Below are 20,987 nucleotides of genomic sequence, written 5' to 3' on the forward strand. Positions count from 1 at the left end.
CGTCAGGCGGCCTTGCCGCCGAACTCTCGCTCCAGCGATGCGATCTGATTGGAGCCGAGCCCCCGCACCCGGCGGCTCTCGGAGATGCCGAGCCGCTCCATGATCTGCTTGGCGCGGACCTTGCCCACACCGGGAAGACTTTCCAGGAGTGCGCTCACCTTCATCTTGCCGATGACTTCATTCTCCTGGCCCTGCTTGATCACATCGTGCAGCGAGGCGCCGGAGTGCTTGAGCCGATTCTTGACCTCGGCGCGCTCCCGGCGAGCCGCGGCGGCCTTTTCGAGCGCGGCTGCGCGCTGTTCAGGGGTAAGGGGCGGAAGAGCCACGCCTACGTCACCTCGGATATCGAACTGTCGGATAACGGACCGGTGTGGAACCTAGTCGGCCCACACCTGCGGAGCAACGAGCAACGCGCTCGCACGTTCACTCTCGTGGGGAGACTAGCGGCCGATCCCGCTCCAGTCAGCGAGAACAGACGAAAAGTCCTGGTCAGACTCGCTCGACCAGCACTTTTCCGGACATAACGACCGACAATTTTGGCGTTAACGCGACGGTGGCGTGGCCAGTCGGCCGCTAGACCGCCGCGGAGCCGCCGGCGGGCGCGGCGTCCACGGCGTCCCGCACCTCCCCCGCGAACCGCCGGGCGGCCTCCCGCAGCGCGGCCGCGTCCGGCCCGTGCCGCAGCACCCCGCGGCTGACGTTCGGCACCACGTCGCGGACGGCCGCGCCGAAGACCTTCGGCAGGTCGGCGGCGGTGGCGCCCTGCGCCCCGATGCCCGGGGCGAGCAGCGGGCCGTTGATGGCGAGATCCGCCCCGGCCGCGGCGAGCGTGTCGCCCAGCGTGGCCCCGACGACGGCGCCGTAGGAGCCCATGGGCGCGGCGCCCGCGTTCTCCGCCCGGAGGTGGTCCAGCATCGTCGCCGCGACACTCGCTCCTCCGGTGCGCACCGCGTGCTGCACCTCGGCGCCCTCGGGGTTGGAGGTGAGCGCGAGGACGAAGACGCCGGTGCCGCTCTCCCGGGCCAGGTCCAGCGCCGGGCGCAGCGAGCCGTAGCCCAGGTAGGGGCTGACGGTGACGGCGTCGGAGAACAGCGGCGAGGCCGGGTCCAGGTAGGTGGCGGCGTACGCGGCCATGGTCGAGCCGATGTCGCCGCGCTTGGCGTCCATGAGGACCAGCGCGCCGGCCTCGCGGGACTCGGCGACGGCCCGCTCCAGCACGGCGATGCCGCGCGAGCCGAAGCGCTCGAAGAAGGCGGACTGCGGCTTGAGGACGGCGACGCGGTCGGCCAGGGCCTCGACGACGGTGCGGGTGAACCGCTCCAGGCCGGCGATGTCGTCGGTCAGGCCCCAGTCGGCGAGCAGCGAGGCGTGCGGGTCGATGCCGACGCACAGGGGGCCGCGCTCGTCCATGGCACGGCGCAGCCGGGCGCCGAAGGGGTCGAGGGTGGTGATCTCGGTCACGGGGTTCCTCCGAGGTTCGGGGCAGGGCGGGGCGCGCGGGTCGGCTGCGGGCCGGTGGTCGGGTTGCGCCCACCTGTTCCGCCGTGCGGAACGATTGCCCGCAACCCGGGCGGCGAGGTCACGCCGTCGTCTCCCGCGCGGCAGCGCCCACGGCCTCGGCGAGGGTGGCGTAGGGGCTGGCCGCGAGCTTCTCGGCCAGGCCCCGGTGGATCTTCCGGCACCAGAACGGGCCCTCGTAGACGAAGGCGCTGTAGCCCTGCACGAGGGTGGCACCCGCCAGGATCCGCTCCCAGGCGTCGTCGGCGGTCTCGATGCCCCCGACCCCCACGAGGGTGATCCGGTCGCCCACACGGGCGTACAGGCGGCTCAGAACCTCCAGTGAGCGGGCCTTGAGGGGGGCGCCGGACAATCCGCCGGCGCCGATGGCCTCGACGGTGCGCTGCGGGGTCTTCAGGCCGAGGCCGTCGCGGGCGATGGTGGTGTTGGTGGCGATGATGCCGTCCAGGCCCAGTTCGAGCGCGAGGTCGGCGACGGCGTCCACGTCCTCGTCGGCGAGGTCGGGGGCGATCTTCACCAGCAGCGGGACCCGGCGCGAGGTGACGGTGCGGTCGGCGGCCTCGCGGACCGCGGTCAGCAGCGGGCGGAGGTGGTCGACGGCCTGGAGGTTGCGCAGCCCGGGCGTGTTGGGGGACGAGACGTTGACGACGAGGTAGTCGGCGTGGGCGGCGAGCCGCTCGGTGGAGGTGACGTAGTCGGCGACGGCCTCCTCCTCGGGCACGACCTTGGTCTTGCCGATGTTGACGCCGACGGTCGCCTTGAAGACGGGGTTGCGGGCCGCCAGGCGGGCGGCGACGGCCGCGGAGCCGTCGTTGTTGAAGCCCATGCGGTTGATGAGCGCGCGGTCGGCCACGAGGCGGAAGAGGCGCTTCTTGGGGTTGCCGGGCTGCGGCTGGGCGGTGACGGTGCCGATCTCGACGTGGTCGAAGCCGAGCATCGCCATGCCGTCGATCGCGGCGGCGTTCTTGTCGAAGCCGGCGGCGAGGCCGAAGGGGCCGTGCATGCGCAGGCCGAGGGCCTCGGTGCGCAGCGCCTGGTGGCGGGGCGCGAGGACGGCGGCGGCGAAGGTCCGCAGGACGGGCACGCGGGCGGCGGCGCGGATCCAGGCGAAGGCGAGGTGGTGGGCCTTCTCGGGGTCCATCCGCTTGAAGATCAGGTCGAAGAAGAGACGGTACATTTCTGGCCTTCTTGGCGACGGAGGGGTGGCGGGGGCTCAAGAAGAGGGGGACACCTTCCGGTGTCCCCCTCCGGGTGCCCTACGCCTCGCGGGCGGCGGTCAGGTGCCGGGCGTGTTCCTGGAGGGAACGGACGCCGACATCGCCGCGGGTGAGCGCCTCGATGCCCTGGACGGCGGCCGCGAGGGCCTGGACCGTGGTCAGGCACGGCACCGCGCGGGCGACCGCGGCGGTGCGGATCTCGTAGCCGTCGAGGCGTCCGCCGGTGCCGTAGGGAGTGTTGACGATCAGGTCGACCTGGCCGTCGTGGATGAGCTGGACGATCGTCTTCTCGCCGTTCGGGCCCTCGCCCTCGCTCTGCTTGCGCACCACGGTGGCGTTGATGCCGTTGCGCTTGAGGACCTCGGCGGTGCCGGAGGTGGCCATCAGCTCGAAGCCGTGGGCGACGAGCTCCCGGGCCGGGAAGATCATCGAGCGCTTGTCGCGGTTGGCGACGGAGACGAAGGCGCGGCCGCTGGTGGGCAGCGCGCCGTACGCGCCGGCCTGCGACTTGGCGTACGCCGTGCCGAAGACCGTGTCGATGCCCATGACCTCGCCGGTGGAGCGCATCTCCGGGCCGAGGACGGTGTCCACGCCGCGGCCGGAGGCGTCGCGGAAGCGGCTCCAGGGCATCACGGCCTCCTTGACGGAGATCGGCGCGTCCAGCGGCAGGGTGCCGCCGTCGCCCTCCTTGGGCAGCATGCCCTCGGCGCGCAGCTGGGCCACGGTGGCGCCCAGCGAGATGCGGGCGGCCGCCTTGGCGAGCGGCACCGCGGTCGCCTTGGAGGTGAAGGGGACCGTGCGGGAGGCGCGCGGGTTGGCCTCCAGGACGTAGAGGATGTCCCCGGCCATGGCGAACTGGATGTTGATCAGGCCGCGGACGCCGACGCCCTTGGCGATGGCCTCGGTGGAGGTGCGCAGCCGCTTGATGTCGTGGCCGCCGAGGGTGATCGGGGGCAGCGCGCAGGCCGAGTCGCCGGAGTGGATGCCGGCTTCCTCGATGTGCTCCATGACGCCGCCGAGGTAGAGCTCGTGGCCGTCGTAGAGGGCGTCGACGTCGATCTCGATGGCGTCGTCGAGGAAGCGGTCGATGAGGACCGGGTGCTCGGAGATCAGGCCGGCGTGCCGCTCCAGGTACCCGCCGAGGGAGGGCTCGTCGTAGACGATCTCCATGCCGCGGCCGCCGAGCACGTAGGACGGGCGGACCATGACGGGGTAGCCGATCTCGGCGGCGATGCCCTTGGCCTCCTCGAAGGAGAAGGCGGTGCCGTACTTCGGCGCGGGCAGGCCGGCCTCGGTCAGCACCCGGCCGAAGGCGCCGCGCTCCTCGGCGAGGTCGATGGCCTCGGGCGAGGTGCCGACGATCGGCACGCCGTTGTCCTTCAGGGCCTGGGCCAGGCCGAGGGGGGTCTGGCCGCCGAGCTGGACGATGACGCCCGCGACGGGACCGGCGAGGGTCTCGGCGTGGACGATCTCCAGGACGTCCTCCAGGGTGAGCGGCTCGAAGTAGAGCCGGTCGGAGGTGTCGTAGTCGGTGGAGACGGTCTCGGGGTTGCAGTTGACCATCACGGTCTCGTAGCCCGCGTCGCTGAGCGCGAAGGAGGCGTGGACGCAGGAGTAGTCGAACTCGATGCCCTGGCCGATGCGGTTCGGGCCCGAGCCGAGGATGATCACGGCGGGCTTCTCGCGCGGCGCGACCTCGGTCTCCTCGTCGTAGGAGGAGTAGAAGTACGGGGTCTTCGCGGCGAACTCGGCGGCGCAGGTGTCGACCGTCTTGTAGACCGGGCGGACGCCGAGCGCGTGGCGGACCTCGCGGACGACGTCCTCGCGCAGGCCGCGGATCGCGGCGATCTGGGCGTCGGAGAAGCCGTGGCGCTTGGCCTCGGCGAGGATCTCCGGCTCCAGCTTGGGCGCGTCGCGCAGTTCCTCCGCGATCTCGTGGATCAGGAAGAGCTGGTCGACGAACCAGGGGTCGATGCGGGTGGCCCGGAAGACCTCGCCCTGGGTGGCGCCGGCCCGGATGGCGTCCATCACGGTGTTGATCCGGCCGTCGGTCGGCACGCCCGCCTTGGCCAGCAGCTCCGCCTTGTCGCCGGGCGCGGTGACGAAGTCGAACTGCGAGCCCTTCTTCTCCAGCGAGCGCAGCGCCTTCTGGAGCGCCTCGGTGAAGTTCCGGCCGATGGCCATGGCCTCGCCGACCGACTTCATGGTGGTGGTCAGCGTGGCGTCGGCGGCCGGGAACTTCTCGAACGCGAAGCGGGGCACCTTGACGACGACGTAGTCGAGCGTGGGCTCGAAGGACGCCGGGGTCTTCTCGGTGATGTCGTTCGGGATCTCGTCGAGGGTGTAGCCGACGGCGAGCCGGGCGGCGATCTTCGCGATGGGGAAGCCGGTGGCCTTGGAGGCGAGCGCCGAGGACCGGGAGACGCGGGGGTTCATCTCGATGACGATGACCCGGCCGTCTTCGGGGTTGATCGCGAACTGGATGTTGCAGCCGCCGGTGTCGACGCCGACCTCGCGGATGATCGCGATGCCGATGTCGCGCAGCCGCTGGTACTCGCGGTCGGTGAGCGTCATCGCCGGGGCGACGGTGATGGAGTCACCGGTGTGGACGCCCATGGGGTCGAAGTTCTCGATGGAGCAGACGACCACGACGTTGTCGTTCTTGTCGCGCATCAGCTCCAGCTCGTACTCCTTCCAGCCGAGGATGGACTCCTCCAGGAGCACCTCGGTGGTCGGGGAGAGCGTCAGGCCCTGGCCGGCGATGCGGCGCAGCTCGGCCTCGTCGTGGGCGAAGCCGGAGCCGGCGCCGCCCATGGTGAAGGAGGGGCGGACGACGACGGGGTAGCCGCCGAGGGTGTCGACGCCCGCGAGGACCTCGTCCATCGTGTGGCAGATCACCGAGCGGGCGGACTCGCCGTAGCCGATCTTGGCGTTGACGGCCTCGACGACGCCCTTGAAGAGGTCGCGGTCCTCGCCCTTGTTGATGGCCTCGACGTTGGCGCCGATCAGTTCGACGTCGTACTTCTCCAGGACGCCGTTCGCGTGCATGGAGATCGCGGTGTTGAGCGCGGTCTGGCCGCCGAGGGTGGGCAGGAGCGCGTCGGGGCGCTCCTTGGCGATGATCTTCTCGACGAACTCCGGGGTGATCGGCTCGACGTAGGTGGCGTCGGCGATCTCCGGGTCGGTCATGATCGTGGCCGGGTTGGAGTTGACCAGGATGACCCGCAGGCCCTCGGCCTTCAGGACCCGGCATGCCTGGGTGCCGGAGTAGTCGAACTCGGCGGCCTGGCCGATGACGATCGGGCCGGAGCCGATGACCAGAACGGACTGGATGTCGGTGCGCTTAGGCACGCTGGCCCTCCATCAGGGAGACGAAGCGATCGAAGAGGTACGCGGCGTCATGCGGGCCCGCTGCTGCTTCGGGGTGGTACTGGACGCTGAACGCCGGCTGGTCGAGCAGGTGGAGGCCCTCGACCACGTTGTCATTGAGACAGACGTGGGAGACCTCCGCGCGGCCGTAGGGCGTGTCGGTGGCGCGGTCGAGCGGGGCGTCGACGGCGAAACCGTGATTGTGCGCGGTGACCTCGACCTTGCCGGTCGTGCGGTCCTGCACGGGCTGGTTGATGCCGCGGTGGCCGTACTTCAGCTTGTAGGTGCCGAAGCCCAGGGCGCGGCCGAGGATCTGGTTGCCGAAGCAGATGCCGAAGAGCGGGGTCTTGCGCTCCAGGACGCCGCGCATCACCGAGACGGGGTGATCGGCGGTGGCCGGGTCGCCCGGGCCGTTGGAGAAGAACACGCCGTCGGGGTTGACGGCGTAGATGTCCTCGACGGTCGCGGTGGCGGGCAGCACGTGCACCTCGATGCCGCGCTCGGCCATCCGGTGCGGGGTCATGCCCTTGATGCCGAGGTCCACCGCGGCGACGGTGAACTTCTTCGCGCCGATCGCGGGGACGACGTAGGTCTCCTTGGTGGCGACCTCGGCGGCCAGGTCGGCGCCCGTCATCTCGGGGGCCTGGCGGACCTCGGCGAGCATCGTGCCCTCGTCGGGCAGGCTGTTGCCGGAGAAGATTCCGACGCGCATGGCGCCGCGCTCGCGCAGGTGGCGGGTCAGGGCGCGGGTGTCGATGCCGCTGATGCCCACGACGCCCTGAGCGACGAGCTCCTCGTCCAGGGAGCGGCGCGAGCGCCAGTTGGACGGGAGGCGGGCGGGGTCGCGCACCACGTAGCCGGCGACCCAGATGCGGCCGGACTCGGGGTCCTCGTCGTTGACGCCGGTGTTGCCGACGTGCGGAGCGGTCATGACGACCACCTGGCGGTGGTACGAGGGGTCGGTCAGCGTCTCCTGGTAGCCGGACATGCCGGTGTTGAAGACCGCCTCGCCGAAGGTCACCCCCACGGCCCCGTAGGCGCGGCCGCGGAAGGTCCGGCCGTCCTCCAGGACGAGTACGGCGGGAAGCGCCTTTTCCCTCTGCGAGGCATTCCCCTGGGTGGAGGTCGTCATCGTGCGCCTTCCGTTTCGGTGTGCAGGTGGTGCTGGTGGTTCAGGGCTTCGACCCAGTCGGTGTGCTCGGCGGCCCGGTCGGAGCGGAAGCCGGAGTCGAGCTGCTTGCCGCCGTGCTCCCAGGTGATCACCAGCAGGCCGCCCTCGGCGAGGACCTTGCCGGCGATGCCCTTGTCGAGCCGGGCGCCGCGCAGCTGCCCGGCGGGGATGAAGAAGTCCTCGGCCCCGGGGCGCAGGACGGCGAGGCCCTGGTCCGTCAGGGTGAGCTCGGCGCGGCTGCGGGTGCCCAGGCCGCGGGCGACGATGCGGTCGAGCCACTGCCCGGCGGTGGTGGAGCCGTGGTAGCGCCCGGCCATCGTCAGCTTCGCCTCGCCCGCGGCGGCGGGGACGGCGGGCAGCTCGGGCAGGTCGCCCTGGAGCGTGCCGCGCCACTTCCAGCCCTCGCGCATCAGCCAGTAGACGAGCGCGATGAAGAGCAGCAGCCCCACGACCCAGCCGATGCGGGCCGCCCAGTCGGTGACGTCCGCCGACTTCTGCTCGGCCGCCAGATTGATCAGTGCAGATGTCACGCGAGTTTCCCGTCCACGACCGTCGCCCGGCCCCGCAGGAAGGTGTGGGTGACGCGTCCCGGCAGCTCACGGCCCTCGTAGGGGGTGTTGCGGCTGCGGGAGGCGAAGCCCGCGGGGTCCACGACTCCACGGTAAGCGGAATCGAGGAGGGTGAGGTTGGCGGGCTCCCCCGCGGCGACGGGGCGGCCGTGGCCGGCGAGGCGGCCGATGGCGGCCGGGCGCAGCGACATGCGGTCCGCGACGCCCGCCCAGTCCAGGAGGCCGGTCTCGACCATGGTGGCCTGGACGACCGACAGGGCGGTCTCCAGCCCCACCATGCCCATGGCCGCGGCGCCCCACTCGCAGTCCTTGTCCTCGTGCGGGTGCGGGGCGTGGTCGGTGGCGACGATGTCGATGGTGCCGTCGGCGAGGGCCTCGCGCAGGGCCATGACGTCGGCCTCCGTGCGCAGCGGCGGGTTGACCTTGTAGACGGGGTTGTAGGAGCGCACCAGCTCGTCGGTGAGGAGCAGGTGGTGCGGGGTGACCTCGGCGGTCACGTCGATGCCGCGGGACTTGGCCCAGCGGACGATTTCGACGGAGCCGGCGGTGGAGAGGTGGCAGATGTGCACCCGGGAGCCGACGTGCTCGGCGAGGAGCACGTCGCGGGCGATGATCGACTCCTCGGCGACGGCCGGCCAGCCGCCGAGGCCGAGCTCGGCGGAGACGACGCCCTCGTTCATCTGGGCGCCCTCGGTCAGCCGGGGCTCCTGGGCGTGCTGGGCGACGACGCCGCCGAACGCCTTCACGTACTCCAGCGCGCGGCGCATGATCACCGCGTCGTCGACGCACTTGCCGTCGTCGGAGAAGACCCGCACCCCGGCGGCCGACTCGTGCATGGCGCCGAGCTCGGCGAGCTGCTTGCCCTCCAGGCCGACGGTGACGGCGCCGATGGGCTGCACGTCGCAGTAGCCGGACTCCTTGCCCAGGCGCCAGACCTGCTCGACGACGCCGGCGGTGTCGGCGACGGGGAAGGTGTTGGCCATGGCGAAGACGGCCGTGTAGCCGCCGCTCGCCGCCGCGCGGGTGCCGGTCAGGACCGTCTCGGAGTCCTCGCGGCCGGGCTCGCGCAGGTGGGTGTGGAGGTCCACCAGGCCCGGCAGGAGGATCTTGCCCTCGGCCTCGATGACGGTGGCGCCACCGGCGTCGAGCCCGGTGCCGACCGCCTCGATGGTCTCGCCGTCGATCAGGACGTCCTGCGGCTCGCCGCCGAGGACCTTCGCACCGCGGATCAGGATCTTGCTCATGGTCAGTTGTTCTCCTCGGTGCGGGCGGCGGGGGACACGGCGGGTTCGGCGCCGCCGAGCAGCAGGTACAGGACGGCCATCCGGATGCTGACGCCGTTGGCGACCTGCTCGACCGCGGTGCAGCGGTCGGAGTCGGCGACCTCGGCGGTGATCTCCATACCCCGGTTCATCGGGCCGGGGTGCATGACGACGGCGTGTTCCGGCATCCGGGCCATCCGGTCGGCGTTCAGCCCGTACCGGCGGGCGTACTCGCGCTCGGTGGGGAAGAAGGCGGCGTTCATGCGCTCGCGCTGGACGCGCAGCATCATCACGGCGTCGGACTTGGGCAGGACCGCGTCCAGGTCGTAGGAGACCTCGCAGGGCCACCGCTCGACGCCGATGGGCACCAGGGTGGGCGGGGCGACCAGGGTGACCTGGGCGCCGAGGGTGTGCAGCAGGTGGACGTTGGAGCGGGCCACGCGGCTGTGCAGGATGTCGCCGACGACCGTGATCCGGCGGCCGGCCAGGTCGGCGCCCAGCCCGGCGTCACGGCCCACCAGGCGGCGGCGCATGGTGAAGGCGTCCAGCAGGGCCTGGGTGGGGTGCTCGTGGGTGCCGTCGCCGGCGTTGACGACGGCTCCGTCGATCCAGCCGGAGTTGGCGAGCCGGTAGGGGGCGCCGGAGGCGTGGTGGCGGATGACGACGGCGTCGGCGCCCATCGCCTCCAGGGTGAGGGCGGTGTCCTTGAGGGACTCGCCCTTGGAGACCGAGGAGCCCTTGGCGGAGAAGTTGATGACGTCCGCGGAGAGCCGCTTGGCGGCCGCTTCGAAGGAGATGCGGGTCCGCGTGGAGTCCTCGAAGAAGAGGTTCACGACGGTACGGCCGCGCAGGGTGGGAAGTTTTTTGATCGGCCGGTCGGCGACCCGGGCCATCTCCTCGGCGGTGTCGAGGATCAGGACGGCGTCGTCGCGCGAGAGGTCGGCGGCCGAGATGAGGTGGCGCTTCATCCGGTACTCCGTGTTCGAGGAGGTATGCGGGGGTACAAGCGGGCCGCGGCACTTTCGGCTGCGGCCGGGCGCACGGCTGCGCGGGCCCGGGGTCACCGGGTCCGGGGGAAGCCGCTACTTGCCTGCCGGGGCGGTCTCGCGCGTGCCGAGGAGCACGCTGTCGCGGCCGTCCTCCTCGGTGAGCTGGACCTTGACCGTCTCCCGCAGCGACGTGGGGAGGTTCTTGCCGACGTAGTCGGCGCGGATGGGGAGCTCGCGGTGGCCCCGGTCGACGAGGACCGCGAGCTGCACGGCGCGCGGGCGGCCGATGTCGCCGAGCGCGTCGAGGGCGGCGCGGATCGTCCGGCCGGAGAAGAGCACGTCGTCGACGAGGATCACCAGACGGCCGTCGACCCCCTCGCCGGGGATCTCGGTGCGGGCCAGCGCCCGGGCCGGGCGCAGCCGCAGGTCGTCGCGGTACATGGTGATGTCGAGGGAGCCGACCGGTACGGCGTTGCCGGTGATCTCCTCGAGCTTGGCGGCCAGCCGCCGGGCGAGGAAGACGCCTCGGGTCGGAATGCCGAGGAGCACCACGTCGTCGGCGCCCTTGGCGCGTTCGACGATCTCGTGGGCGATACGGGTCAGGACCCGGGCGATGTCCGGTGCTTCGAGCACGGGACGGGCGGAACCCGAAGGGTTCACGTCACTCATTGCGTCCATACGAAACGGACCTCCTTCTCCGCCTCACGGGACGGATCTTAAAGGACGTCGGATTTACGTCATTGACGGTACCAGCATCCGGCGCGGGCCTTCGCACCGCCCCCTGCCGGAGGCCCCTGTGGACCATTCGGCTTGACGAAGTCAGATTACGCTGCGTAACCTCACAGTGAGTTACCAGCCGCGCGGCGGAGCCGCTCGTCTATACGTGTCCGGGGAGCTTTATGTCCAGCGAATACGCCAAACAGCTCGGGGCCAAGCTCCGCGCCATCCGCACCCAGCAGGGCCTCTCCCTCCATGGCGTAGAGGAGAAGTCGCAGGGCCGCTGGAAGGCCGTCGTAGTGGGCTCGTACGAACGCGGCGACCGTGCCGTGACCGTGCAGCGCCTGGCCGAGCTGGCCGATTTCTACGGGGTGCCGGTGCAGGAGCTGCTGCCGGGTACCACTCCGGGCGGGGCCGCTGAGCCGCCGCCGAAGCTGGTCCTCGACCTTGAGCGCCTGGCCCATGTGCCGGCCGAGAAGGCGGGTCCGCTCCAGCGTTATGCGGCGACCATTCAGAGCCAGCGTGGCGACTACAACGGCAAGGTCCTCTCGATCCGCCAGGACGACCTGCGGACCCTTGCGGTGATCTATGACCAGTCGCCTTCGGTGCTCACCGAGCAGCTGATCAGCTGGGGCGTTCTCGATGCCGACGCCCGCCGTGCCGTGCAGCACGAAGACGCTTAAGCGCCGGGTCCCAGAAGGGTCCCAGAAGAAACACAACCGCCGGGGGCGGGGAAAACCTTTCGGTTTTCCCCGCCCCCGGCGGTTGTCGTTCTTCAGCGCTCGTCGCGGCGCAGGCTCGGCTTGAGCTCCTTGAAGCGGCCGAGCAGGCCGTTGACGAAGGCCGGGGAGTCGTCGGTGGAAAACTCCTTGGCCAGCTGCACCGCCTCGTCGATCGCCACGGCGTCCGGGGTTTCGTCCTCCCAGATCAGCTCGTAGGCGCCGAGGCGCACGATGTTCCGGTCGGCGACCGGCATGCGGTCCAGGTCCCAGTCGACCGCGTAGTCGGCGATCAGGTCGTCGATGCGCGTCACGTGCTCCGCGTATCCCTCGACCAGCTGCATCGTGTACTCGTTGACCGGCGGCTGCCGGTCGTCGGAGCGCGAGTGCCGGATCCAGTCGGCGAGGACGGTCTGCACGGTGGTACCGCGCTGATCGGCCTCGAAGAGGATCTGGAAGGCGCGCTTACGGGCCTTGCTGCGGGCGGCCACGGTTAGCTGTTCACCCGACCGAGGTAATCACCGGTACGCGTGTCGACCTTGATCTTCTCACCGGTGGTGATGAAGAGCGGGACCTGGATCTCGTAGCCGGTCTCCAGCTTGGCGGGCTTGGAGCCACCGGTGGAGCGGTCCCCCTGGACACCCGGCTCGGTGTGCTCGATGACGAGCTCGACCGCGGCCGGCAGCTCGACGTAGAGGACCTCGTCGCCGTGCTTCGCGACGACGGCCTCGAAGCCCTCGAGCAGGAAGTTGGCGGCGTCACCGACGGTCTTGCGGTCGACGTGCAGCTGGTCGTACGTGTCCATGTCCATGAACACGTAGTACTCGCCGTCCATGTACGAGAACTGCATACCGCGCTTGTCGACGTTGGCCGTCTCGACCTTGACGCCGGCGTTGAAGGTCTTGTCGACGACCTTGCCCGACAGCACGTTCTTGAGCTTGGTGCGGACGAATGCGGGGCCCTTGCCGGGCTTGACGTGCTGGAACTCGACGACGGACCAGAGCTGGCCCCCGTCGAGCTTGAGCACCATGCCGTTCTTGAGGTCGTTCGTGGAAGCCACGGTTGCGGAATCTCCTGGGCTGAAGCTGGTGGAACCAGAAGGCTCGCGCTAGAGCGCGAGCAGCTCCTTGGTCGTGATGGTGAGTAGCTCGGGTCCGCCGTCCGCCTCGGGGCGGACGACGAGCGTGTCATCGATCCGGACGCCGCCCCGCCCCGGGAGATGAACCCCCGGATCTACGGTGACCGGCACGCAAGCGTCCAGTTTACCCATTGCCGAAGGCGTCAGCCGAGGGTCCTCGTCGTTTTCGAGTCCCACGCCGTGTCCGATGCGCGGTCCGAGGCGTTCACCGTGGCCCGCGGCCTCCAGGACGACCCGTGCCGCGCGGTCCACGTCGCGGTACGCGGTGCCCGGTGCGAGGGCCTCCCGGCCGGCCCGCTGGGCTGCGAAGACCTGCTCGTACAGCTCGATCTGCCAGTCCGCCGGAGTGGTCCCGATGACGAAGGTGCGGGCCACCTCGCTGCGGTAGCCGCGGTAGTCGGCGCCCAGGCAGACACTGAGGAAATCGCCCTCCTCCACCCGGCGGTCGGACGGCACGTGGCCGGCCAGACCCGAGTTCGGCCCCGTGCCGACGGAGGTCGGGAAGGCCGCGCCGCCCGCGCCGTGGTCGACCAGGCGGCGCTCCAGCTCCAGCGCGAGGTGGCGCTCGGTGCGGCCCACGAGGATCGACTCCAGGAGCTCGCCCAGGGCCTGGTCGGCGATCTCCGCGGCGATCCGCAGCGAGGAGATCTCCTCGTCGTCCTTGACCACCCGCTGCTGCTCCACGGCCGTCCCCAGATCGTCCAGGCGCAGCCTGGGCGCCACCGAGCCCAGGGCCCGGTGGCGGGCGACGGTCAGATGGTGCTCCTCCACGGCGAGCGAGCCCGCCCCGGCCTCGGCGGCCCGCTCGGCGCCCGCGACGGCCGGGTCGGCGTCCGGGGCGGGCAGCACGAGCACCCGCAGCCCCTCGGCCGGCCGGTCCCCGGGGGTGCCGGTGAACGGGTCGCCGGGGCACAGCAGCAGGTCCTCCTGGGCGGGGCCCAGGAGCAGAGCGGCCCCGGCCGGCGCCCCGCCGGCCAGGTACCGGACATTGGCCCCACCGGACACCAGGGCGGCCTCGCTCCCGGCGGCCTCGCACCGCTCGCGCAGCCGCGTGCGCCGTGCCGCGTACACCTCGGACATGCTTCCGAGCGTACGGCGCGGGGCCGCGGCGGGCCGTTCCAGCGCGTCCGACCGGGCAGCCGGCCGGGGGCGGGGCGGCGAGGGCGTGTCTTACGGATCAGCCCGGGTCTTACGGTCAGCCCGGTCTTACGGATCAGCCCTGGGCCGCGAGGCCGCCCGGCACGGCACCTCGCCGCGTCGTCGCAGCACCCGAGTACGCCCGTACGCGGGAGACGCTCCGCCTCGCGATCCTCCCCCGGCTACCGCTGAGGGTGCCCCCAGGAGGTGCCCCGGCACCGGGCGCCGCGGCCCGGTCCGGGCTGATCCGTTAAGACACGCCCTACCGGCCGGGCGGGCCGGCGAGGGCACGGGCGACGACGTCGTCCAGGAGGCGGGCGGTGGTGGCGACGTCCTGCTGGGAGTTGTCGATGATCGGCAGCCCGGAGCCGTACCAGCCGGCCATCCGGCCGTGGATGCGGGCGACTTCCTCGTCGCCGAGGCGGCGGTTGCCGGTGCGCTCGGCGTTGCGCTCCAGGACGACCTCCAGGCCGGGCAGGAGGACGACGGGGAGCAGCCCGGGGCCCACGTGGCGCTTCCACCCGCCGAGGCCGACGACGGGCCGGTCGGGGAAGACGGCGTCGTCGAGGATGCAGGAGATGCCGTTGGCGAGGAAGTTGCGCGCGGCGAAGCCGCAGGTGCGGCGGGCGAGGCGGTACTGCGCCTCGGAGTGGTCGTTCCACCCGGACTGCGGGTCGGCGAAGCCGGACCGCACCCATTCGCGCACGTCGTCCAGGCTGATGTGGGCCGTGGGCACCCGGCGGGTGTCCGCCCAGTGCCGGGCCACCGTCGTCTTCCCGGCCCCGGCCGGGCCGATGAGGAGCAGCGCGACGGCGGCGTGCGCGGAAGCGGCCGCGTCCGTGGGCAGCGGGAAGTGCCCGGTGGCCATGGGACCCTGCGGGGGCAGGGGCGGCGCCGGGGGCGGTGTGGGTGGCAGCGGCGGCCCCACGGGGTACTGCATCCGGTGGCACTCCGTCTCGTACGGGCGGCTGGCGCGTGGTGAAGAGGTCTCCCCCACCCCGCCCCTTCCCGTGACCGGGGGCTCCGCCCCGGGCCCCGGCGCCGGGCAGGCTGATTTCAGCCTGTCCGGCGCTTGAGGACACCGCGCGCAGCACGGTCAGGGGGTCCGGGGGCTTGCCCCCGGTCACGGGAAGGGGCGGGGTGGGGGAAAGACCACCGGCCCGCCACCCGGGCGGGCCAGACGGGAGAGTACCCGACGCAAGGCCAACGCCCGCGTCAGCCCGCCAGTTCCTCCGCCAGGGCGCGCAGCGCCAGCCGGTACGAGCCGATGCCGAATCCGGCCACCGTCCCGCTGGCCACCGCCGCGATCACGGACGTGTGGCGGAACACCTCCCGCGCGTACGGGTTGGAGATGTGCACCTCGATCAGCGGCGCGGTGCGCTGGGCGGCCGCGTCGCGCATCGCGTACGAATAGTGGGTGAAGGCCCCGGGGTTGATGACCACGGGGACCGAGCCGTCGGCGGCCTCGTGCAGCCAGCGGACCAGCTCGCCCTCGTCGTTGGTCTCGCGGACCTCGACGGCGAGGCCGAGCTCCGTACCGAGCCGGGTGCACTCCGCCACCAGGCCGGCGTAGGAGGTCGCGCCGTAGACGTCGGGCTCGCGGGAGCCCAGGCGGCCGAGGTTCGGCCCGTTGAGGACGAGCACCCGGCGCCCGCTCACGAAGCGATCTCCGCGTGGGCGGCGAGCAGCATCGCGGGGTCCGGGCTCTCCAGCACGGTGGGCTTGGCGAGCCCGTCGAGGACGATGAAGCGCAGCCGGTCGCCGCGGGACTTCTTGTCGACCTTCATGTTCTCCACCAGCTTGGGCCACTGATCGCCGCGGTAGGTGACGGGCAGGCCCACGGATTCGAGGATCGCGCGGTGGCGGTCGGCGGTCGCGTCGTCCAGGCGGCCGGCGATCCGGCCGAGCTCGGCGGCGAAGACCATGCCGACGGAGACGGCCGCGCCGTGGCGCCAGTTGTAGCGCTCGTTCTTCTCGATGGCGTGGGCGAGGGTGTGCCCGTAGTTGAGGATCTCGCGCAGCCCCGCCTCCTTGAGGTCGGAGGAGACGACGTCGGCCTTGACCCGGATCGCGCGCTCGATCAGCTCCGCGGTGTGCGGTCCCCGCGGCGAGCGGGCCGCCTCCGGGTCCGCCTCGATGAGGTCGAGGATGGCCGGGTCGGAGATGAAGCCCGCCTTGATGACCTCGGCGAGGCCGCTGACGTAGTCGTAGACGGGCAGCGACTCCAGGGCCGCCAGGTCGCACAGGACACCGGCCGGGGGGTGGAAGGCGCCGACGAGGTTCTTGCCCTCGGCGGTGTTGATGCCGGTCTTGCCGCCGACCGCGGCGTCGACCATGCCCAGCACGGTGGTGGGCACAGCGATCCAGCGCACCCCGCGCAGCCACGTCGCGGCGACGAAGCCGGCCACGTCGGTGGTGGCACCGCCGCCGACGCCGACGATGACGTCGGTGCGGGTGAAGCTGGTCTGTCCGAGCGCCTTCCAGCAGTAGGCGGCGACCTCGACGGTCTTGGCCTCCTCGGCGTTGGGGAGCTGGATCGCGATGGCCTCGTAGCCCTGTGCGGCCAGGTCCGCGCGCAGCACCTCCCCGGTCTCGGCGAGCGCCTCGGGGTGCAGCACGGCCACGCGCCGGGCCCGGGTGCCGATGAGGCCGGGCAGCTCGTCCAGCAGCTGGCGCCCGATCAGGACCTCGTACGGCTCGGTGCCCGCGCTGCCGGCGACCTGGATGCGGGTGGGGGCGTCGGTCATGCGTTCCTCACTGCGGGGTGTCGGGGGTGCGGGCGGGGGGCGGCGCCAGTGCCTTAAGGACGGCGTCGGCGACCTCGGCCGGGGTCCGGCCGCCCGTGCTGACGGTGGCGCGGGCCACCTCGGTGTACAGGGGGCGGCGCGCCTCCATCAGCTCGCGCCAGCGCTGCCGCGGGTTGACCGCGAGCAGCGGCCGGGGGGCGTCCAGACCCACCCGGCGCACGGCGTCGGCCAGTTCGACGTCGAGGAAGACGACCGGCAGCCCCTTGAGCAGGGCGCGGGTGCCGTCGTCCATGACGGCGCCGCCGCCGAGGGAGAGCACCCCGGGGTGCTCTCCGACGGCGGCGCGCACGGCCTGCCGCTCCAGTGCGCGGAAGTGCGGCTCGCCCTCGTCGATGAAGATCTCCGGGATGGGCTTGCCGGCGGTCCGCTCGATGTCGGCGTCGGTGTCGCGGTAACCGGTGCCCAGCCGCTGGGCGAGCAGGGCGCCGATGGTGGACTTGCCGGCCCCGGGGGGGCCGACCAGGACGACGAGGGGCGAGGTCACTTGATGGCCAGGTTGTCGAGGTAGCCGCGGACGTTGCGGCGGGTCTCGGTCACGCTGTCGCCGCCGAACTTCTCCGCGACGGCGTCGGCCAGCACCAGGGCGACCATGGCCTCGGCCACGATGCCCGCGGCCGGCACGGCGCACACGTCGGAGCGCTGGTGGTGCGCCTGCGTCGCCTCGCCGGTGACCACGTCGACGGTGGCCAGGGCGCGCGGCACGGTCGCGATCGGCTTCATCGCCGCCCGGACGCGCAGCAGCTCGCCGGTGGTCAGACCGCCCTCGGTGCCGCCGGAGCGGCCGGAGGCGCGGCGCAGCCCCTCGTCGGTGGCGACGATCTCGTCGTGGGCCTTCGAGCCGGGCACCCGGGCCAGGTCGAAGCCGTCGCCGACCTCGACGCCCTTGATGGCCTGGATGCCCATCAGCGCGGCGGCGAGCCGGGCGTCGAGCCGGCGGTCCCAGTGCACGTGCGAGCCGAGGCCGACGGGCACGCCGTAGGCGAGGACCTCGACGACGCCGCCGAGGGTGTCACCGTCCTTGTGGGCCTGGTCGATCTCGGCGACCATCGCCTCGCTCGCCGCCCCGTCCAGGCAGCGCACCGGGTCGGCGTCGAGCTTCTCGACGTCGGAGGGCTTCGGGTACACGCCGTAGGGGGCCTTGGCCGCGGCGAGCTCCACCACGTGGGAGACGATCTCGATGCCGGCCGTCTCCTTGAGGTAGGAGCGGGCGACGGCGCCGAGGGCGACGCGGGCGGCGGTCTCACGCGCGGAGGCGCGCTCCAGGACCGGCCGGGCCTCGTCGAAACCGTACTTCTGCATGCCCGCGAGGTCGGCGTGGCCGGGGCGGGGGCGGGTCAGCGGGGCGTTGCGGGCCAGCGCGGCGAGCTCGGCCGGGTCGACCGGGTCGGCCGACATGACCTTCTCCCACTTGGGCCACTCGGTGTTGCCCACCATGACGGCGACCGGGGAGCCCATCGTCAGGCCGTGGCGGACGCCGCCGATGAAGGTGACCTCGTCGCGCTCGAACTTCATCCGGGCGCCGCGCCCGTAGCCGAGGCGCCGCCGGGCCAGGTGGTCCGCCACCATGTCGGTGGTGATCGGCACGCCGGCGGGGAGACCCTCCAGCGTGGCCACCAGTGCCGGACCATGCGACTCTCCGGCCGTCAGCCAGCGCAACCTGCTCAACGGGACTCCTCTGCTCGCGCCCTCAAGATCATGCGGCGGCGCGGCCCGGGGGAACCTCCCGGCGCGCGGCCGGGTCGGCGCGGCCCTGGCCCGCCACCTCAGATCCTCCCATGGCCCGGGGGCTTTCCCGGCCGCAGGTCCGGGTTGTGGACGGACCGGGTCAGGTCAGTGCCCGGCCCGGGCAGCCAGCGCCGCCTCGCCCGCGGCCCGCATCGCGGCGAGCGGGGCCGTGGGGGCGCCGGTCATCCGCTCGACCTGGAGCACCGCCTGGTGGACCAGCAGGTCCAGGCCGCCGAGCACCGCGCCCCCGCGGGCCGACCAGGCGGCGGCCAGCGGCGTCGGCCACGGCTCGTACAGCACGTCGAAGAGGGTGCCGGGGCGGCTCGGGACGGCCTCCGCGAGGCCGTCGGTGGCACCCGCCGGGGTCGTGGCGACGACGAGCGGCGCGGTGAGGGCCTCGGCCGCCCGGGAGAAGTCGGCGGTCGTCACGGCGACGCCGAGGCGCTCCCCCCACGCGCGCATCTCCGCGGCGCGCGCCGCGCTGCGCACGTAGACGGTGACCTCACCGGCGCAGATCCCGGCGAGGGCGGCCAGGGCGGAGGAGGCGGTGGCGCCGGCGCCGAGCACGGCGGCGGAGCCGACCCGCTCGACGCCGCGCTCGCGCAGGGCCGCCGCGATGCCGGGGATGTCGGTGTTGTCGCCGAACCGGCGGCCGTCGTCGGTGAGGACGACGGTGTTGACGGCCTCGACGGAGGCCGCGGTGTCACTGACCGCGTCCAGCAGCGGGATGACGGCCCGCTTGAGCGGCATGGTCAGGGAGAGCCCCGCCCAGGTGCCGTCGAGCCCGTCGAGGAAGCCGGGCAGCGCGGCCTCGTCGACCTCGAAGCGGTCGTACGCCCACTCCCCCAGGCCCAGCTCCGCGTAGGCGGCGCGGTGCAGGACCGGGGAGAGCGAGTGGGCGATCGGCGAACCGAGCACCGCCGCGCGGTGGCGGTGCTCCCTCGGGTCACTCATCCCTGCTTCTTCGCCTTCTGGCTGTCGTTGAACTCCTGCACGAGCTTCTGGTGCTCCTGCAGGTTCTTGGTGAACCTGGTCTTGCCGTCGATGGAGACGAAGTAGTACCAGTCACCCGGCTCGGGGTCCATCGCGGCCTTCAGCGCCTCGGCGCCGGGGTTGCCGATGGGGCCGGGCGTCAGACCCTTGTAGAAGTACGTGTTGTACGGGTCGTCGAAGGACCGGAGCTGCTTGGGGCTGAGATCCAGCTTGCTCTGGTTCTTCAGGTAGTTGTACGTCGAGTCGAACTCCAGCTTGCCGTTCGTCTCGGTGTTGGTCGGCTTGAGGCGGTTGTATATCACCCGCGCCATCTTGCGGAAGTCGTCGTGCGTCATGCCTTCCGCGTTGACCATGCTCGCCACGGTGATGAGCTGGAGCGGGGACTTCAGGCCCAGTTCCTTGGCCTTGCCCTCCAGATCCACCTTGGCGTAGTTCTCGTTGGCCCGCGCGACCATCTGCTTGAGGATGGCCTCCGGCTTGGTGCCCTTGGCCGCGCTGTACTGCGACGGGTAGAGGAAGCCTTCAAGCGGGTTCTTGATCTTCGGGTCGCTGTTGGCCCAGGCGGGCAGGCCGAGTTCCTTGACCCGGCTCTTGGCGACGCCCTCGGTCGTGCCCTGCTGGAGGCCGAGCTTCTGGTCGATCGCGGCGTAGATCTGCACGGCCCGGCGTCCTTCGCCGATGGTGAGGAAGTTCCCGGCGTTGGTCATCATCGCGACGGCCGCCGAACCCGACATCTCCTTGCGCAGGGTGTAAGTGCCCGCCTGGATCGCCGCGCCCTTGGGGGCCTTCCCGGCCGCCTCGGTGAAGGCGCCGACGCTCTTGACCACGCCGGCCTGCTCCAGGACCTTGCCCATCCCGGTGAGGCTGGAGCCCTTGGGGATCTCGACCTGGACCTCGCCCGTCCCCTCGCCCGAGTAGTCGGGCGCCGCGCCGAAGTGGGTCTGCCAGTAGTCGTAGGCGAGGTACCCGCCGCCGCCCACGACACCGAGCAGCACCACGGCCACGACGAGGCAGGCCGTGCCGCTGCGGCGCTTGTTCTTCTTGTTGGGCTTGGCGCCGCCGCGCCGGCTGCGCGAGCGCTCCTCGCGCGGGGCGTCCTCGTCGGCGCCGCCGTCCGCGCCGTCCGCGTCGGTCGCGGCGGGCTCGGGGCGGTCGTCGAAGAGGGAGAGCTTCTCCTCGGTGGGCTCCGAGCGCCATTCCTCCTGCTGAGGCGGCTGCTGCTGTTGCCCGTGCTGCTGCTGGCCGTGCTGCTGCTGGCCCTGGTGCGCCTGCTGCTGCTCCTGCTGTTGACGCAGGTGCGGCGGCTGCGGCGGCGGGTAGGCGTCCGGCGTGCCGTAGTAGTCCGGCCGGGCGCCGGAGTAGGGGTCGGCGGGCTGCTGCCCGTACTGCTCCCCCGGCGTGCCGGCGTACGGGTCTCCCGTGCCCTGCGAGGAGTCCCAGCCGTACTGCCCCTGCTGGCCGTACTGCTGATCCTGGTGCGGCTGCTGCTGGTGTTGCGGCTGCTGCGGGTGCTGGTGTCCGGTGTACCCCTGGTCCCCGTACAGGGGGTCATCGGGATGCCACGGTTGGGAGCCGGGTCCCCGGCCGTACTCAGTCATCGATCCCCTAGAGCCGCACAGCGGCAGCCGATGGGCGCTCGGTGGGAGCGCGGCTCCC

The 20,987-nt window shown here is 72.1% G+C and carries 20 protein-coding genes; 1 reads left to right on the forward strand and 19 read right to left on the reverse strand.

Annotated features, from left to right (window positions below; all coding sequences use genetic code 11):
- Positions 1 to 2: 2 nt before the first annotated feature.
- The 9 genes from ABZ951_RS01035 to pyrR all read right to left on the reverse strand — a co-directional run bounded on the left by ABZ951_RS01035 (position 3) and on the right by pyrR (position 10,764).
- Positions 3 to 326: an integration host factor gene (locus ABZ951_RS01035; protein WP_116210718.1), complete on the reverse strand. Its 324-nt coding sequence runs from the start codon at positions 324 to 326 to the stop codon at positions 3 to 5.
- Between the two features lie 247 nt (positions 327 to 573).
- Positions 574 to 1,452 carry an orotidine-5'-phosphate decarboxylase gene (pyrF, locus tag ABZ951_RS01040; protein WP_344090342.1) on the reverse strand — a complete coding sequence of 293 codons (879 nt, stop codon included), beginning with the start codon at positions 1,450 to 1,452 and terminating at the stop codon, positions 574 to 576.
- Positions 1,453 to 1,579: 127 nt separating this feature from the next.
- Positions 1,580 to 2,695 carry a quinone-dependent dihydroorotate dehydrogenase gene (locus ABZ951_RS01045; RefSeq protein WP_344090320.1) on the reverse strand — a complete coding sequence of 372 codons (1,116 nt, stop codon included), beginning with the start codon at positions 2,693 to 2,695 and terminating at the stop codon, positions 1,580 to 1,582.
- A gap of 79 nt (positions 2,696 to 2,774) precedes the next feature.
- On the reverse strand, positions 2,775 to 6,086 hold the full coding sequence (carB, locus tag ABZ951_RS01050; RefSeq protein WP_344090318.1) for a carbamoyl-phosphate synthase large subunit: 3,312 nt from the start codon (positions 6,084 to 6,086) through the stop codon (positions 2,775 to 2,777).
- On the reverse strand, positions 6,079 to 7,236 hold the full coding sequence (carA, locus tag ABZ951_RS01055; RefSeq protein WP_344090316.1) for a glutamine-hydrolyzing carbamoyl-phosphate synthase small subunit: 1,158 nt from the start codon (positions 7,234 to 7,236) through the stop codon (positions 6,079 to 6,081). Before carA ends, carB begins: the two co-directional genes overlap by 8 nt.
- Positions 7,233 to 7,805, reverse strand: coding sequence for a hypothetical protein (locus ABZ951_RS01060; RefSeq protein WP_344090314.1), 573 nt, complete (start codon positions 7,803 to 7,805; stop codon positions 7,233 to 7,235). Before ABZ951_RS01060 ends, carA begins: the two co-directional genes overlap by 4 nt.
- A complete protein-coding gene (locus ABZ951_RS01065) occupies positions 7,802 to 9,088 on the reverse strand; it encodes a dihydroorotase (protein WP_344090311.1) in 1,287 nt (428 codons plus the stop codon). The genes ABZ951_RS01060 and ABZ951_RS01065 overlap by 4 nt, the downstream gene beginning before the upstream one ends.
- A 2-nt stretch (positions 9,089 to 9,090) precedes the next feature.
- Positions 9,091 to 10,074, reverse strand: coding sequence for an aspartate carbamoyltransferase catalytic subunit (locus ABZ951_RS01070; RefSeq protein ID WP_344090309.1), 984 nt, complete (start codon positions 10,072 to 10,074; stop codon positions 9,091 to 9,093).
- A 114-nt stretch (positions 10,075 to 10,188) separates the two neighbouring features.
- Positions 10,189 to 10,764, reverse strand: coding sequence for a bifunctional pyr operon transcriptional regulator/uracil phosphoribosyltransferase PyrR (gene pyrR, locus ABZ951_RS01075; protein WP_344090339.1), 576 nt, complete (start codon positions 10,762 to 10,764; stop codon positions 10,189 to 10,191).
- A 230-nt stretch (positions 10,765 to 10,994) separates the two neighbouring features.
- Here pyrR and bldD point away from each other — a divergent pair, with 230 nt between their 5' ends.
- Positions 10,995 to 11,495, forward strand: a complete 501-nt coding sequence (gene bldD, locus ABZ951_RS01080) for a transcriptional regulator BldD (protein WP_004948690.1) — start codon at positions 10,995 to 10,997, stop codon at positions 11,493 to 11,495.
- A gap of 92 nt (positions 11,496 to 11,587) precedes the next feature.
- On the opposite strand, the gene nusB is transcribed toward bldD, so the two are convergent.
- The 10 genes from nusB to mltG all read right to left on the reverse strand — a co-directional run bounded on the left by nusB (position 11,588) and on the right by mltG (position 20,929).
- Positions 11,588 to 12,022 carry a transcription antitermination factor NusB gene (gene nusB / locus ABZ951_RS01085; protein WP_344090307.1) on the reverse strand — a complete coding sequence of 145 codons (435 nt, stop codon included), beginning with the start codon at positions 12,020 to 12,022 and terminating at the stop codon, positions 11,588 to 11,590.
- A gap of 2 nt (positions 12,023 to 12,024) precedes the next feature.
- Positions 12,025 to 12,591 (reverse strand): elongation factor P, encoded by a 567-nt coding sequence (efp, locus tag ABZ951_RS01090; RefSeq protein ID WP_344090305.1) that lies wholly within the window; start codon positions 12,589 to 12,591, stop codon positions 12,025 to 12,027.
- Between the two features lie 48 nt (positions 12,592 to 12,639).
- Positions 12,640 to 13,749, reverse strand: coding sequence for a M24 family metallopeptidase (locus ABZ951_RS01095; RefSeq protein ID WP_344090303.1), 1,110 nt, complete (start codon positions 13,747 to 13,749; stop codon positions 12,640 to 12,642).
- A gap of 319 nt (positions 13,750 to 14,068) precedes the next feature.
- Complete coding sequence (locus tag ABZ951_RS01100; protein WP_344090301.1) at positions 14,069 to 14,746, reverse strand: AAA family ATPase; 678 nt, start codon at positions 14,744 to 14,746, stop codon at positions 14,069 to 14,071.
- 275 nt (positions 14,747 to 15,021) lie between these two features.
- On the reverse strand, positions 15,022 to 15,465 hold the full coding sequence (aroQ, locus tag ABZ951_RS01105) for a type II 3-dehydroquinate dehydratase (protein ID WP_344090299.1): 444 nt from the start codon (positions 15,463 to 15,465) through the stop codon (positions 15,022 to 15,024).
- Entirely contained in the window at positions 15,462 to 16,553 is a 1,092-nt protein-coding gene (aroB, locus tag ABZ951_RS01110) for a 3-dehydroquinate synthase (RefSeq protein WP_344090297.1), read from the reverse strand. Before aroB ends, aroQ begins: the two co-directional genes overlap by 4 nt.
- A 7-nt stretch (positions 16,554 to 16,560) precedes the next feature.
- Positions 16,561 to 17,097: a shikimate kinase gene (locus ABZ951_RS01115; protein WP_344090294.1), complete on the reverse strand. Its 537-nt coding sequence runs from the start codon at positions 17,095 to 17,097 to the stop codon at positions 16,561 to 16,563.
- Entirely contained in the window at positions 17,094 to 18,278 is a 1,185-nt protein-coding gene (gene aroC, locus ABZ951_RS01120) for a chorismate synthase (RefSeq protein ID WP_344090291.1), read from the reverse strand. Before aroC ends, ABZ951_RS01115 begins: the two co-directional genes overlap by 4 nt.
- A 165-nt stretch (positions 18,279 to 18,443) precedes the next feature.
- Positions 18,444 to 19,292: a shikimate dehydrogenase gene (locus ABZ951_RS01125; RefSeq protein WP_361278370.1), complete on the reverse strand. Its 849-nt coding sequence runs from the start codon at positions 19,290 to 19,292 to the stop codon at positions 18,444 to 18,446.
- Entirely contained in the window at positions 19,289 to 20,929 is a 1,641-nt protein-coding gene (gene mltG / locus ABZ951_RS01130; RefSeq protein ID WP_344090287.1) for an endolytic transglycosylase MltG, read from the reverse strand. The genes ABZ951_RS01125 and mltG overlap by 4 nt, the downstream gene beginning before the upstream one ends.
- Positions 20,930 to 20,987 lie beyond the last annotated feature (58 nt).

The organism is Streptomyces sp. NPDC046215, from assembly GCF_040646215.1.
Classification (GTDB): domain Bacteria; phylum Actinomycetota; class Actinomycetes; order Streptomycetales; family Streptomycetaceae; genus Streptomyces; species Streptomyces stramineus.

Bases quoted from the DNA above. Each gene is read 5' to 3' on its own strand.
- ABZ951_RS01045 (WP_344090320.1), bottom strand. From the start codon at position 2,695: ATGTACCGTCTCTTCTTCGACCTGATCTTCAAGCGGATGGACCCCGAG.
- carA (WP_344090316.1), bottom strand. From the start codon at position 7,236: ATGACGACCTCCACCCAGGGGAATGCCTCGCAGAGGGAAAAGGCGCTT.
- ABZ951_RS01065 (WP_344090311.1), bottom strand. From the start codon at position 9,088: ATGAGCAAGATCCTGATCCGCGGTGCGAAGGTCCTCGGCGGCGAGCCG.
- ABZ951_RS01070 (WP_344090309.1), bottom strand. From the start codon at position 10,074: ATGAAGCGCCACCTCATCTCGGCCGCCGACCTCTCGCGCGACGACGCC.
- pyrR (WP_344090339.1), bottom strand. From the start codon at position 10,764: ATGAGTGACGTGAACCCTTCGGGTTCCGCCCGTCCCGTGCTCGAAGCA.
- bldD (WP_004948690.1), top strand. From the start codon at position 10,995: ATGTCCAGCGAATACGCCAAACAGCTCGGGGCCAAGCTCCGCGCCATC.
- ABZ951_RS01095 (WP_344090303.1), bottom strand. From the start codon at position 13,749: ATGTCCGAGGTGTACGCGGCACGGCGCACGCGGCTGCGCGAGCGGTGC.
- ABZ951_RS01100 (WP_344090301.1), bottom strand. From the start codon at position 14,746: ATGCAGTACCCCGTGGGGCCGCCGCTGCCACCCACACCGCCCCCGGCG.
- aroB (WP_344090297.1), bottom strand. From the start codon at position 16,553: ATGACCGACGCCCCCACCCGCATCCAGGTCGCCGGCAGCGCGGGCACC.
- ABZ951_RS01125 (WP_361278370.1), bottom strand. From the start codon at position 19,292: ATGAGTGACCCGAGGGAGCACCGCCACCGCGCGGCGGTGCTCGGTTCG.
- mltG (WP_344090287.1), bottom strand. From the start codon at position 20,929: ATGACTGAGTACGGCCGGGGACCCGGCTCCCAACCGTGGCATCCCGAT.